This is a genomic window from Flavobacterium sp. (genome assembly GCF_040379285.1).
Lineage (GTDB): Bacteria > Bacteroidota > Bacteroidia > Flavobacteriales > Flavobacteriaceae > Flavobacterium.
In genome coordinates this window covers 1-12,066 of record NZ_JBEILJ010000065.1, presented here as the reverse complement: position 1 = coordinate 12,066, position 12,066 = coordinate 1, and the positions used below count along the sequence as shown (strand labels likewise).

Genomic DNA, 12,066 nt, shown 5'->3' with positions numbered 1-12,066 from the left:
TACCATTGCTCTGGATAGTTTACAGTTGGAAGATTTTGAATTCTAAAGGTATACGATTCCAACGTTCTTTGCGTTTAAGGAATAACGAACACCATCACCATGAAAACAACCTTTGGACTCCTTACATTTTTGCTTTTAATCACTATAGCTTGCCAACAAAATAAAGGGGCTCGGGAAATGATTGATTTTCCTGAAAGCCGTCAGTGGGCGCAAAATGAACCTAAAAAAATAACCCTAACCCTTAAAGAAGGTGGAACGTACAGTGCATTTGTGGAAGGAAGTATCGTTTATGGGTCACAATTTCCAAATTTGCCCATGACTTGGGAACTCGCGGGAACCCACCAGAGTGAAAATGGCACCCTTTCGCTCGCGCTAAAAAATGAGAAAGGGGAAGAATTGGGCGATTGTACCGGGGATGTTTGTGATGTGAAGCAAGCGTTATTTACAGGAAAAAAAATGGAAGCCGGCACGTATACCTTTACCCTAAAAAACACGTTTGAATTTCCCTATTTTCCCAACATTATTGCCCTTGGGATTTCGTTGGAAAAAGAAAATAAATGAAATTAATAAATTTTGTTAATAAAACTCAATAATTGAAGTAACAGAAGGTATTAAAAATTGTTAAATCATGCATTTCGTCGATAAAATTGTGGTTTTTAACGATGTGTTGATTTTTTTTTTAATATTGCACATAATTTTACACAACAAACTACCAAAATCATGAAAACTACAAACAAAGATATGGTTCAATTGTATGAATACCTTAATAAAAGAGGTGCAACTTTATCTGTAGATAGAAATCCAAGCCCAGAGAAAATTTCAAGAATTAAAGAAGCTATTAGAACAAAAAATGATTTTTTTGCTAATGCTTTAGAAAGGTTCAGTAATGCCACTGGGGTTAATGTTAATAGTTAATGGATGAAATTCATTACGGATTTACTCTAGACTGTCATGTCTATGAATTTAATGTAGTTTGCCAAAATCAAAAAATCCCATATCAATTAACTTTACATGAAGATTTAAGACATAATAGATTCAATCTTGTTCTATTGAATTTATTAGCTGTCGAAAATGGTTCTTTAGTGAATGATTTAAGAATAAAGGTTTGTAATTGTATCCTTGATTTTTTAGAAAAATATCCAAATAGTAGGATATATTTTAATATTGATTTATATCATAAAAGAAACTTCATAAAATTTATCAAATTTTTTAGATGGTATCATCCATACAGAGAAAGAATTAATTTTGAAATTGAATCTACCCATCGTAATAATATAAAATATTTTGAAATTATTATTTACAAAAAAGAATAGTTTTTAAATATTTTTATTTAATTCCAACCTTTTCATACAATAGCTCCTCTTAATGGAAAAGCCATTGTATGAAAAAAATGCTCTTGCTGCCGATATGTCTTATCCTTTGGAGTTTTACCCAAAGCGATACTCCTTTGGAGAAATACTTTACCCGCATTACCGATCCTGATATCATTAAACGGGATTTGGCGACTATTGCGGTATGGAATTCCAATCCCAAAAAAGAAAGCGATCAAAAAATCACACCCCAAAGCCAATGGGAACTCCTTTATTACTATCATTCCGGATGGCACGAACACAGTCCCAACCACCGAATAGATATTTCAGAGGTTTATGTAGGCACACCCGGCAACACCCTGGTGGGGCAAACCCTTTTGGATTTCACAAAATCACCCCATCAAGCGGCGCTAATTTACAGTGACAATCCGCTCATGGTCAACTTACTTTCAGAAGAACGCGGCGCCCCTTACAATGGTAAATGGGTGGTGTTTTCGTTACGTGACAATCGCATCTGTTTACGCTATGTACATAGTTATCCGAACGGTAATCAATCGAGTTGGTACCACCGAAAAGAATATTATTTCCAGTTAAAATAGTACAATTCTAAACAATAGAACCCATGAAACTGCCGTTTACAATCCTAACCCATCCCAAAACAAACATGAAAAATATCCTTTGGTTATTGCTCCTTCCTTTGAGCATCTGGGGTCAAAAACCCTTGTTCACCACCGCCAAAACACAAGGTGCCACGGTATACTTTAACGGCGCAGAACTGCAGCATTCGGCTCAACTGAATTTGCCCGTAGGAAATAGTGAGATTGTAATTAAAAATGTAGCCGACTACATCAACGAAAGTACGTTGCAAATCAAAGCTCCGAAATCGGTAACCGTAATGTCGGTGCAATTTACTAAAAATTACATCTCCGAATACGAAATTGACGAGAGTAATCCCGCCATTAAAAAAGTACGCGACAGTATTGAAATCGTTAAGAAAGAAATTAAGAAAGTCCAAATTCAAATCTACACCCACCAACAAACCATCGGACTCCTCGACAACAATCAACAAGTGGGCGGTGCCAATTCGGGTTTGAATACCGCCGAGTTGATGAAAATGGTGGAGTATTATAAAGCGAAACGCATCGAACTCGACAACCAAATTGAAGTCTTCAAAGAAAAAGAAACCAAGTGGAATAAAACCTTGGCCAACTTAAATGCGCGTTTGCAATTGAATACCGCCAAGGAAGAAAAAATGTCTAAGGGGAAATTGGTGGTACAAGTCTTAAACGAAGTCGCGGGTACTGTGACTTTGAATTTTTCGTACATCACCAACAGCGCAGGTTGGAAACCCATGTATGACTTACGCACCAACAGCATTAAAGACCCCATTCAATTGCTGTACAAAGCCCAAGTTTGGCAAACGACCGGCATCGATTGGAAAAAAATCAAAATGAGTTTGTCGAGCGGCAACCCCAACCAAAGCAACGAAGCGCCGTTACAGCAAGCGTGGTTTTTGAGGTATCAAACCAATAGATCTAAAGAAGTAATAACATTGGGAAATGCTAGCAATACCTATACATTAAATGAAACATTTAAATCCGAGGATAAAGTAGTGGATTCTAGCAATGCTGACGGTGAATTTGACAATGGCATCGACGACTACACCCAAATCACCGAATCCCAACTCAACGTCACTTTCGACATTGACATTCCGTATGATGTGTTGTCCAATGGAAAAATGCACAGTGTGTCGTTGAAAGAAATGCAGATTCCGGCGACTTACAAATTCTACAGTGCGCCACGATTGGAGAAAGAAGCTTATTTGTTGGCTAAAATTGACAACTACGGGCAATACAATTTGTTACCGGGCGAGGCCAATATTGTTTTTGAAGAAATGAATGTGGGCAAAACCTTCATCAATCCCGAGCAAACAGGCGATACCTTGAGTTTGAGCATGGGTCGCGACAAAAAGATTTCCATCAAACGCGAAAAAGTGGTGGATAAATCAGGCACCAAGTTTTTGTCTTCATACAAAGAGCAAACGTTTACCTACGACATCACCATTCGCAACAACAAAAAAGAAGAAATTAATTTGACTTTAAAAGACCAACACCCGTTGAGTTCAGACAAAGACATCACGATTGAATTGTTGGAAGACGGAAAAGCATCGGTCAATCCCGAAACGGGGTTCATGACTTGGGACCTCAAATTGGCCCCCAACGAATCCAAGAAAATCCGAATCAGTTACAAGGTGCGCTATCCAAAAGATAAAATCATTGATAATTTATAAGCCTAACCTAAACAAACATTTTTATGCCAAGAATCTCGGGGAAACTCGGGATTTTTTATTGACAATCAAACCCTTATCATTTTTTTGTATCTTTCGGCAAATAAATTAATCCATGAAAAAAATACTATTTTCACTACTGATGGGTTTGGGATTTATCACCTCAGCACAGACTATTGCCTTACAAACCGTGGTCACTGGACTAAGTAATGCCGTTGAAATTACTCATTGTGGCGATAACCGATTATTTGTAGTCCAACAAGGAGGCTTAATTCGGATTATCCAAAACAATGCCCTTTTGACTCCTCCTTTTTTAAACATTTCGTCCCTAACTACTAGTTCGGGCGAACAAGGTTTACTCGGTCTCGCTTTTCACCCCAACTATGCAACCAACGGTCAGTTTTTTGTGAATTATACCAATCTTTCTGGAGATACTGTGATTGCGCGCTACACCGTGAGTAGTACCGACCCCAATGTGGCCAATCCTACAGGGACTATCTTAATGACCATCGATCAACCGTACAACAATCACAATGGAGGAACTTTGAAATTTGGACCCGATGGCTACTTATACATCGGTATGGGTGACGGCGGTAGCGGTGGTGATCCGCAAAATTATGCGCAAAACATGACGGTTAATGCGTCCAATCCTTCCCGTGTATATCTAGGGAAAATGCTGCGCTTAGATGTCAATACTATGGCAGGGTCACTCAATTATGGCTTTCCACCCACAAATCCGTATGTTAATCAAAGTGGTAAACAAGAAATCTGGGCGGTGGGGTTACGCAATCCTTGGAAATTCACTTTCAACAGATTAACCGGTGATTTATGGATTGCCGATGTGGGTCAAGATGTTATGGAAGAAATCAATCGGGTTCAAGCCCCTTTACCCAATACAGGTTTAAATTTTGGTTGGAAATGCTTTGAAGGAACTTCTGTATTTGCTACCTGTGCGAATACTTCGGGAATGATTGCACCTTTTGCAGAATACAGTCACGCCGCTACAGGTGGTTGTTCGATAACAGGAGGATATGTTTACACAGGAACCTTATATCCTAACATGTTGAATAAATATTATTTTGCCGATTTATGCCAAAATCGTATGGGGATTCTCAATATAGCTTCGGGTGCGATTACCTATACACCCTATTTTAATGGCAATAACTTCTTTACTTCATTTGGTGAAGATGTAAATGGCGAATTGTATATCACGGGAGGATCGTCGTTGTTCCGCATTACTGACACCTCATTGGGTTCACAGACTTTTGCTGCTTTGGGTCTTTCTTTGGCGCCTAATCCTTCAAATGGAATAGTTGTTTTAAACAACCCAAAACAATATGCTATTCAAGCCTTGTCGCTTTTGGATGTTTCTGGGAAAATTATACAAACGATTCAACCTGAGCAAAGCACGTTGCAAACCATCGACATGAACAGTTTAACGCCTGGGCTCTATTTCTTGCAATTGGAAAAAGACGGCCTAAGGTATACGGAGAAAATCATTCGTGAATAAAAATCAAAAAGCCCTTGTTGAAAGGGCTTTTTTTATTCTCTTTGAGGATTATCGTTCCCCCATTTTTCGTTCAAGTTCCGCTTGGAATTCCTCCATCACGGGTTTCACCGTACTTTCTGGTAAATCGGCGATGCGGATATACATCAACCCATCGACAGCGTTATTAAACAATGGGTCAACATTAAACGCAATCACGCGTGCATTTTGTTTAATATACTTTTTTATTAAAACGGGTAAACGCAGATTCCCGGGTTCGATTTCATCAATAATTTTATCAAATTTATTCAAATCGGCTTCGGCTTCATTGAAAACAAAATCCTTGTCGGCATCTTTCAATTTTACCTTATACTCCATCTTGGGATGAATGTATTGCGCCACATACGGATCATAGTAATGCGACTTCATAAACTCAATCATCAACGACTTTGAGAATTCGGTAAACTGATTGCTGATACTCACTCCGCCAATCAAATATTTGTGCTCGGGGTGACGCAAGGTAGTGTGCACAATCCCTTTCCACAACAAAAATAACGGCATAGGCTTTTGTTGGTACTCTCTGATAATAAACGCTCGGCCCATCTCGATTGATTGGGCCATCATGGGATACAATTCGGGTTCAAAGCGAAACAAATCGTTTAAGTAAAACCCATCGATACCGTATTGCGGAAAAATTTCACTTCCCAATCCCATACGATATGCTCCAGCTATGCGTTGGGTTTCTTCATCCCACAAGAACATATGCTGGTAGTACTTGTCAAATTTATCCAAGTCCAAGGATTCATTCGTGCCCTCTCCTACTTCCCTAAACGTAATTTCCCGAAGGCGACCGATTTCATGAAGAATATTGGGAATCTTGTCGGCCGAGACCAAAAAGACTTCATAATTTTTACTTTGCAGCAAACGGTAATCGCCCTTGCGGACTTCATCAATTTCTGCTAATATTTTGTCATGATTAGCGGGATGTGCAATTTGCTTGACATTTTTAGCTGGCTTTGAACTATTTAACGCCTGAAATTTACTTTCGTCGTCAAATGAGTTGGCCAACATGTAGGTTTTTCGCCGTAAAAACTCGGAGTACTCCTCTAGGCTACCATGCTCGTTTTGTTCGGCTACAGGTATAGGCTTTCCGATACGCACTTTAATCACTCGCCCTTTTTGTGTCAGCAGTTCCGAAGGCAATTTGGCCGTTCGTAAAGTGTCGCTAATTTTGGAAAGCAAATAGAACAGCTTACTATTTTGAGCGTGAAAATAAATAGGAACAACAGGTACTTGGGCTTTTCGGATGACTTTAATCGCACCGTCCTCCCATTCTTTATCGACCACCAATTTCCCGTCTTTGTAGGTAGAAACTTCACCCGCGGGGAACATTCCTAAAGGTTTTCCATCGCTTAAATGGCGTAATGTTTCTTTGATTCCCACCACGCTCGACTTGGCATCTTTATGATTCTCAAACGGATTTACCGGCATGATATACGGTTTCATCGGTTCGATACGGTGCAATAAAAAGTTGGCTATGATTTTGAAATTGGGTTCCCGCTCCAGCATGAGTTTCAACAACAATATACCGTCAATTCCTCCTAGTGGATGGTTGGAAATGGTAATGTAAGCGCCGTCTTTGGGTAATCGCTTTAAATCTTCTTCGGGAATTTCAAATTTGATTTCAAACTCATCCAAAATAGCATTTAAAAAATCAAGTTCACTTAGATGTTTATTGCGATCGTAGATTTTATTCAGTGTAGAAATTTTCAAAACTTTCATCAACAACCATCCTGCAAATGTCCCCAATACTCCGTATTTGTCGGCATTAATTGCTTTGGCTACTTCTTTCGCTGTAACTAAACCCATGGAGTTGCTTTATTGTATCTGTTTTGTAAAAAAACAAAGATAACAATTCTTCGGAATCCCTATTTTAAAAAATCCCCTTTTCCCCAAAAAGGTTAAACATTTATTATAATTTTTCCACATCGCTCAAAGAGTTTCCTTGAATTGCCTATTTTTGAACAACGTACAATAGGAACGAATTTCCTAAACGATTTTTGACCCATTCATGAAAATTATCTCTTACAATGTCAATGGAATTCGAGCGGCCATCACCAAAGGATTTCTTGATTGGTTGCAACACGCCAACCCTGATGTAATTTGCCTTCAGGAGATTAAAGCTACTGAGAATCAAATTCCAACCGATGCCATTACAGCAGCAGGTTATCCGTATCAATATTATTTTCCAGCAGAAAAAAAAGGCTACAGTGGAGTAGCGATTTTATCCAAAATTAAACCCGACAATGTAGTTTATGGTACAGGCATTGCTCATATGGATTTTGAGGGACGTAACCTTCGTGCCGATTTTGGCGGCCTTTCGGTGATGAGTTTATATCTGCCCTCGGGAACCAATAGCGAACGCTTGGACCACAAGTTCAAATACATGGACGATTTTCAAGACTACATCAATACACTTAAACAAACCGTTCCGAACTTGGTCATTGGTGGTGATTACAACATTTGTCACCAAGCCATCGATATCCATGATCCGATTCGCAATGCCACGGTTTCTGGATTTTTACCCGAAGAACGCGCATGGTTGGATGCCTTTATGAAGTCGGGATTTATCGATAGTTTCCGTCATTTCAATAAAGAACCTCATCAATACAGTTGGTGGAGTTACCGCGCCAATGCTCGCAATAACAATAAAGGGTGGCGCATTGATTACAACTTGGTCAGTGAATCGTTGCGTGACCGCTTGCAACGGGCTGTTATTTTACCCGAAGCGAAACATTCAGACCACTGCCCTATTGTTGTCGAAATTGAACACAAACAAACCCCATAAATAAATGATTATGATAAAAAAAGTGTTTTTAGGTTTTACCTTGGTGGCCTTAACTACCTCTTGTGTCTCTAAGAAAATTTATAACGAATTGGAGAGCAAATACGCCGATTTGAAAAAAGAAAATCGCCAGATTTCAGATGAAAATGAAAAGTTACAAAAAGCAAAAGGGCAATTAGAAACCGATGCGGCCAAACTGAAAGCAGAGTATGACAAACTGAAAGCGGATCGCGATAAACTTCAAACCGAACTCAGTGCTTCTGAAAAAAGCCTAAAGAATTTACAAGCAGCTTATTCGGCCTTGGAAAAAGACAGCAACGAAGCCCTGAGTAACAACATCAATAAAAACCGAGAGCTGTTGGCGCAATTGGAGGCTAAAGAAAAAGCCATGGCTGCCGAGCAAGAACGTTTGAACAAATTACGTGGCGAATTGGAAGCCAGCTCCAAACGACTCAACGAATTGGAGGCTTACATTGCGGCTAAAGATGCCAATATGAAACGCCTGAAAGACAACCTTTCCCGTGCCTTAAATGCTTTTGAAGGAAAAGGATTGACTATTGAACAGAAAAACGGAAAAGTATACGTTTCGATGGAAAACAAATTGTTGTTCCAAACCGGAAGCTGGGCTGTAGGTATTGAAGGAAAAAAAGCCGTAGTCGAATTGGGTAAAGTTTTGGCGCAAAACCCCGAAATTTCGGTGTTGATTGAAGGGCATACCGATGATGATAAAATCTTAGGAAACATTGGTGGCGGGATCGAAAGCAATTGGGACTTATCGACCAAACGTGCCACCGCGATTGTCAATATTCTTTCGGAAAATAAAGACATCAACCGTCAAAACTTAACCGCTGCTGGACGTGGGGAATACGCGCCTTTGCAACCCAATACCACCGCTGAAGGAAAAGCGAAAAACCGACGTATTGAAATTATCCTGACACCAAAATTGGATGAAATCTCCAAAATGTTGGAAGAATTATAATTTCCATGATGACCTACACCCATCTACCCCATACCAAGCTGGAATTGAGTACCGTTTGCCTCGGCACCATGACATTTGGCAATCAAAATACCGAAGCCGAAGCCCACAGTCAGCTGGATTGCGCCATCGCACACGGGATTAATTTTATCGATACAGCCGAAATGTATCCTATCGGTGGAAATGCGCAAATTTTTGGCAGTACGGAACGATTTATTGGGACATGGATTAAGAAAATTGGAGCGAGTGAACGCGAAAAGTTGGTCCTTGCCACTAAAATTGCCGGACCCAATCGTGGGATGGAATACATTCGTCAACCCTTGGATTTTTCCAAAAAGAGTCTGCACGAAGCGGTAGAGTTAAGTTTGAAAAACCTACAAACCGACTACATTGACCTGTATCAATTGCATTGGCCTGAGCGGATTATGAATATGTTTGGCAAACGGGGATTGACCGAATTTGATACCCAATGGCACGACAGTACGCTAGAAGTCCTACAGGTTTTTGACGGTCTGATCAAAGATGGTAAAATCAAACATATTGGTGTTTCGAATGAAAATCCTTTTGGCGTCGTTCGCTTTTTGCAAGAAAGTGAGCGCCATGGATTGCCACGCATTGTCACCATTCAAAATCCCTATTCGTTACTCAATCGCCTGTATGAAGTGGGGTTGAGCGAATTATGCTACCGAGAAGGAGTCGGCTTGTTGGCGTATTCTCCGTTGGCCTTCGGATTTCTAACGGGCAAATACCTTGACGGTTATCCCGACCAATCGCGGATGAAATTGTTTCCAAATTTTACACGATATACCAACGAAAATTGCTTTACAGCTACGCGTTTGTACAAAGAGTTGGCCGAAAAACATGGGTTAACACTCACACAAATGGCACTCGCTTTTACGCATCAACAACAGTTTGTAACCTCAACCATTATCGGTGCTACAAGTGTCCGTCAGTTGGAAGAAAACCTCGCGGCTTTTTCGGTGGTGTTGTCGAAAGAACTATGCCGTGAAATTGAAAAAATTCAAGAACGGCATCCGAATCCCGCGCCTTAAATACAAAAATACCTGACCAAAAAAGTCAGGTATTTTTTTAATGATTTTCTTCGATTTGTCGTTTGAATGCTTCCCAATCGTTGGGCTTAAGCACCTGGCGATTGCCTAGTTTTTTTCCTTTCACATAATCGAGGATGTAAGCGGCACGATCTTCCGACTCGGGGTGGGTTGAAATCCAACCAAAACCGTCGTGAAGAGCGCGTTCTTGGGCTAACTGGTACATAAAATCAGCCAAAGGTTGCGGATTAATCTTTGCCTTCATCATATAATCTACGGCGGTCAAATCGGCTTCTTTTTCTAGAGCGCGATCATAGGCCGTGGAGGACAAGGTTTTGATAATTTCACGAATGAGCGCGCCATTATTTCCTGTGGCACCAAGCAATACACTCAATCCGATTTCTTTCGACAACTTTTGCATCACATGATTCTTGCGAATGTGTGCCACTTCGTGCGCCAATACGCCTTGCACCGACTCTTGTTTGGTACAGGCTTTAATTAAACCCGTATACACCACCAAATGGTTGTTGGGCATGGCAAATGCATTTACAGCATCGTTTTCAATCAAATGCAAACGAATGGAATCCTTGGGTATATCGTTGGCTTCCAATAAAGGTTGCATCAATGAATCCAGGGTCTTTTGAAGTGTATCGTTATGAATGATGATTTCGGTTTCTTCGACTTGTTCCCAAAGTAAGTCTCCCAACTTTGACGCGGTATTCAATTGCGTTTGTCGAATATTAAAAACCTTGACAAAATCGATTTGACGCAAGCCAAAAAAGAGACCAAAAAAGAGTGCGAGTAAAACAACGCCTTGTAAAATAACTTTATTTTGTGCCATCGGGTTTACAGATTAAATTGGTTAAAGGGCCAAAAAACCACAATTCGATATGCCTTCCTTTTCGGGTGTTGACCGCCAAATAAATGGTTGAAATAAACTCGGTGATATTGAAAATAATTACCGTAAATAAATAGGCAAAATAGGTACTACTCACCGGATGATTATAAAAAATAATATCGATGGTCCACCAGAATCCAAAACTATTCATACACAATAACGCCGCTTGCGAAAATAACGCCTGCGTGCAATGCCAACGCACATAATAAGTGCCTTTTCGATTGGCAATGTAAAAGAAAAATGTGGCAATTAAATTGATGATGGGCAGCGGTAGTCCGGCGACCAAAGCAACCAGAGACATCAAATAACTGTTGGAAGCCTTTTCAGCCTCGTGCTCAGAAGGTTTGTAGGGAAATTGAACGGTTTGTATCATAATGCTTTATAAATATTCCACATCCACAAGGCAAAAATTAAGCCAATCCCCAAGAGCATAGGAATACGCTGGGTAAAAAAAGCTTCTATTTTGCCATAAAAAATAAAAAAATCAGCTTTTTGAGTGAACACATCACGGAGCACCCAAAGAGGAACGGTAAGGATAACCAAAGCCATCACATAGCCCAAGGGATTATTGTAAATCGCTTCCGTGAAATTACCGTGAAACAGCGCAATTAATGACCGCGTAGTCCCACAAGAGGGACACGGATAGCCGGTCACGTTTTTAAAAATACAAACATGAATGGGGGCATCCGAAGGGCCAAAAAGTGCGTAAACTAGATACAAAAAACCCGAAACGGAGAGCAGTAACACCCAAGTGTATAGCCGGTTTCGGGTCATAACTTTTCAGTACGTATTAGTAAATCGCGTTTTGGAAATTTTCCATGTTTTTCTCACGAGTAGCTCCCATAATTAAGAACCAATCAACAATTTTCCAAATCCCTACCCCACCACAAGTTAGTAATTTTGCAATCCCTAAACCAGTGTCTCCTATATAAAATCTATCTATACCAAAAGCTCCAGCAAAAATTGAAATAATTAATGCTGTACTTGGTTCTTTGAACTGAGCAGTTTGTACCATTCCCCATTTAGCTTCATCCAAACTTAACAAACGCTCGCGAATAGCGGGTAAATGATGTGCTTCAAAATATTTTGAGTTCATCATCATGAACATGTCTACTTTTTGTGAATCCATAATTTTTGTTTTTTTGTTGATTAAATTTTAAATTATAGGTTTTAAAAATAACTATTTTTCTTGAAATGCCGCATCGATTGGCTCCC

Annotated in this window: 14 protein-coding genes; 9 read left to right on the top strand and 5 right to left on the bottom strand. The window is 39.9% G+C overall.

Annotation, left to right across the window (positions count from 1 at the left end; translation table 11 throughout):
- Nucleotides 1-99 precede the first annotated feature (99 nt).
- From ABWO12_RS11120 to ABWO12_RS11095, 6 genes are all read left to right on the top strand, one after another.
- Nucleotides 100-561: a hypothetical protein gene (locus ABWO12_RS11120; RefSeq protein ID WP_353089008.1), complete on the top strand. Its 462-nt coding sequence runs from the start codon at nucleotides 100-102 to the stop codon at nucleotides 559-561.
- Between the two features lie 159 nt (nucleotides 562-720).
- Nucleotides 721-915 carry a hypothetical protein gene (locus tag ABWO12_RS11115; protein ID WP_353089007.1) on the top strand — a complete coding sequence of 65 codons (195 nt, stop codon included), beginning with the start codon at nucleotides 721-723 and terminating at the stop codon, nucleotides 913-915.
- Entirely contained in the window at nucleotides 915-1,313 is a 399-nt protein-coding gene (locus tag ABWO12_RS11110; protein WP_353089005.1) for a hypothetical protein, read from the top strand. The genes ABWO12_RS11115 and ABWO12_RS11110 overlap by 1 nt, the downstream gene beginning before the upstream one ends.
- A gap of 68 nt (nucleotides 1,314-1,381) precedes the next feature.
- A complete protein-coding gene (locus ABWO12_RS11105) occupies nucleotides 1,382-1,909 on the top strand; it encodes a hypothetical protein (RefSeq protein ID WP_353089004.1) in 528 nt (175 codons plus the stop codon).
- Nucleotides 1,910-1,932: 23 nt separating this feature from the next.
- Nucleotides 1,933-3,600, top strand: coding sequence for a DUF4139 domain-containing protein (locus tag ABWO12_RS11100; RefSeq protein ID WP_353089002.1), 1,668 nt, complete (start codon nucleotides 1,933-1,935; stop codon nucleotides 3,598-3,600).
- A gap of 112 nt (nucleotides 3,601-3,712) precedes the next feature.
- Complete coding sequence (locus ABWO12_RS11095; RefSeq protein ID WP_353089001.1) at nucleotides 3,713-5,107, top strand: PQQ-dependent sugar dehydrogenase; 1,395 nt, start codon at nucleotides 3,713-3,715, stop codon at nucleotides 5,105-5,107.
- Between the two features lie 48 nt (nucleotides 5,108-5,155).
- Here the strand turns inward: ABWO12_RS11095 and ABWO12_RS11090 are convergent, their stop codons facing one another.
- Entirely contained in the window at nucleotides 5,156-6,952 is a 1,797-nt protein-coding gene (locus ABWO12_RS11090; RefSeq protein ID WP_353089000.1) for a GNAT family N-acyltransferase, read from the bottom strand.
- A gap of 202 nt (nucleotides 6,953-7,154) precedes the next feature.
- Here ABWO12_RS11090 and ABWO12_RS11085 point away from each other — a divergent pair, with 202 nt between their 5' ends.
- From ABWO12_RS11085 to ABWO12_RS11075, 3 genes are read left to right on the top strand one after another with little or no spacing between them, the layout of a single operon-like run.
- On the top strand, nucleotides 7,155-7,931 hold the full coding sequence (locus ABWO12_RS11085; protein WP_353088999.1) for an exodeoxyribonuclease III: 777 nt from the start codon (nucleotides 7,155-7,157) through the stop codon (nucleotides 7,929-7,931).
- A gap of 10 nt (nucleotides 7,932-7,941) precedes the next feature.
- The gene (locus tag ABWO12_RS11080) at nucleotides 7,942-8,907 is read left to right on the top strand and encodes an OmpA/MotB family protein (RefSeq protein ID WP_353088997.1); all 966 of its coding nucleotides are present in this window, start codon (nucleotides 7,942-7,944) and stop codon (nucleotides 8,905-8,907) included.
- Between the two features lie 8 nt (nucleotides 8,908-8,915).
- Complete coding sequence (locus ABWO12_RS11075; protein WP_353089009.1) at nucleotides 8,916-9,956, top strand: aldo/keto reductase; 1,041 nt, start codon at nucleotides 8,916-8,918, stop codon at nucleotides 9,954-9,956.
- A gap of 37 nt (nucleotides 9,957-9,993) precedes the next feature.
- Here the strand turns inward: ABWO12_RS11075 and ABWO12_RS11070 are convergent, their stop codons facing one another.
- From ABWO12_RS11070 to ABWO12_RS11055, 4 genes are read right to left on the bottom strand one after another with little or no spacing between them, the layout of a single operon-like run.
- Entirely contained in the window at nucleotides 9,994-10,794 is an 801-nt protein-coding gene (locus ABWO12_RS11070; RefSeq protein WP_353088995.1) for a M48 family metallopeptidase, read from the bottom strand.
- The gene (locus ABWO12_RS11065) at nucleotides 10,781-11,224 is read right to left on the bottom strand and encodes a hypothetical protein (RefSeq protein ID WP_353088993.1); all 444 of its coding nucleotides are present in this window, start codon (nucleotides 11,222-11,224) and stop codon (nucleotides 10,781-10,783) included. Before ABWO12_RS11065 ends, ABWO12_RS11070 begins: the two co-directional genes overlap by 14 nt.
- Nucleotides 11,221-11,625, bottom strand: a complete 405-nt coding sequence (locus ABWO12_RS11060) for a DUF2752 domain-containing protein (protein WP_353088991.1) — start codon at nucleotides 11,623-11,625, stop codon at nucleotides 11,221-11,223. The genes ABWO12_RS11065 and ABWO12_RS11060 overlap by 4 nt, the downstream gene beginning before the upstream one ends.
- 16 nt (nucleotides 11,626-11,641) lie before the next feature.
- Nucleotides 11,642-11,980, bottom strand: coding sequence for a TM2 domain-containing protein (locus ABWO12_RS11055; RefSeq protein ID WP_353088990.1), 339 nt, complete (start codon nucleotides 11,978-11,980; stop codon nucleotides 11,642-11,644).
- Nucleotides 11,981-12,066: the final 86 nt, after the last annotated feature.

Excerpts from the sequence above, each read along its gene's own strand:
- ABWO12_RS11120 (WP_353089008.1), top strand. The coding sequence starts at position 100 with ATGAAAACAACCTTTGGACTCCTTACATTTTTGCTTTTAATCACTATA.
- ABWO12_RS11115 (WP_353089007.1), top strand. The coding sequence starts at position 721 with ATGAAAACTACAAACAAAGATATGGTTCAATTGTATGAATACCTTAAT.
- ABWO12_RS11110 (WP_353089005.1), top strand. The coding sequence starts at position 915 with ATGGATGAAATTCATTACGGATTTACTCTAGACTGTCATGTCTATGAA.
- ABWO12_RS11105 (WP_353089004.1), top strand. The coding sequence starts at position 1,382 with ATGAAAAAAATGCTCTTGCTGCCGATATGTCTTATCCTTTGGAGTTTT.
- ABWO12_RS11100 (WP_353089002.1), top strand. The coding sequence starts at position 1,933 with ATGAAACTGCCGTTTACAATCCTAACCCATCCCAAAACAAACATGAAA.
- ABWO12_RS11095 (WP_353089001.1), top strand. The coding sequence starts at position 3,713 with ATGAAAAAAATACTATTTTCACTACTGATGGGTTTGGGATTTATCACC.
- ABWO12_RS11090 (WP_353089000.1), bottom strand. The coding sequence starts at position 6,952 with ATGGGTTTAGTTACAGCGAAAGAAGTAGCCAAAGCAATTAATGCCGAC.
- ABWO12_RS11085 (WP_353088999.1), top strand. The coding sequence starts at position 7,155 with ATGAAAATTATCTCTTACAATGTCAATGGAATTCGAGCGGCCATCACC.
- ABWO12_RS11080 (WP_353088997.1), top strand. The coding sequence starts at position 7,942 with ATGATAAAAAAAGTGTTTTTAGGTTTTACCTTGGTGGCCTTAACTACC.
- ABWO12_RS11075 (WP_353089009.1), top strand. The coding sequence starts at position 8,916 with ATGACCTACACCCATCTACCCCATACCAAGCTGGAATTGAGTACCGTT.
- ABWO12_RS11070 (WP_353088995.1), bottom strand. The coding sequence starts at position 10,794 with ATGGCACAAAATAAAGTTATTTTACAAGGCGTTGTTTTACTCGCACTC.
- ABWO12_RS11065 (WP_353088993.1), bottom strand. The coding sequence starts at position 11,224 with ATGATACAAACCGTTCAATTTCCCTACAAACCTTCTGAGCACGAGGCT.
- ABWO12_RS11060 (WP_353088991.1), bottom strand. The coding sequence starts at position 11,625 with ATGACCCGAAACCGGCTATACACTTGGGTGTTACTGCTCTCCGTTTCG.
- ABWO12_RS11055 (WP_353088990.1), bottom strand. The coding sequence starts at position 11,980 with ATGGATTCACAAAAAGTAGACATGTTCATGATGATGAACTCAAAATAT.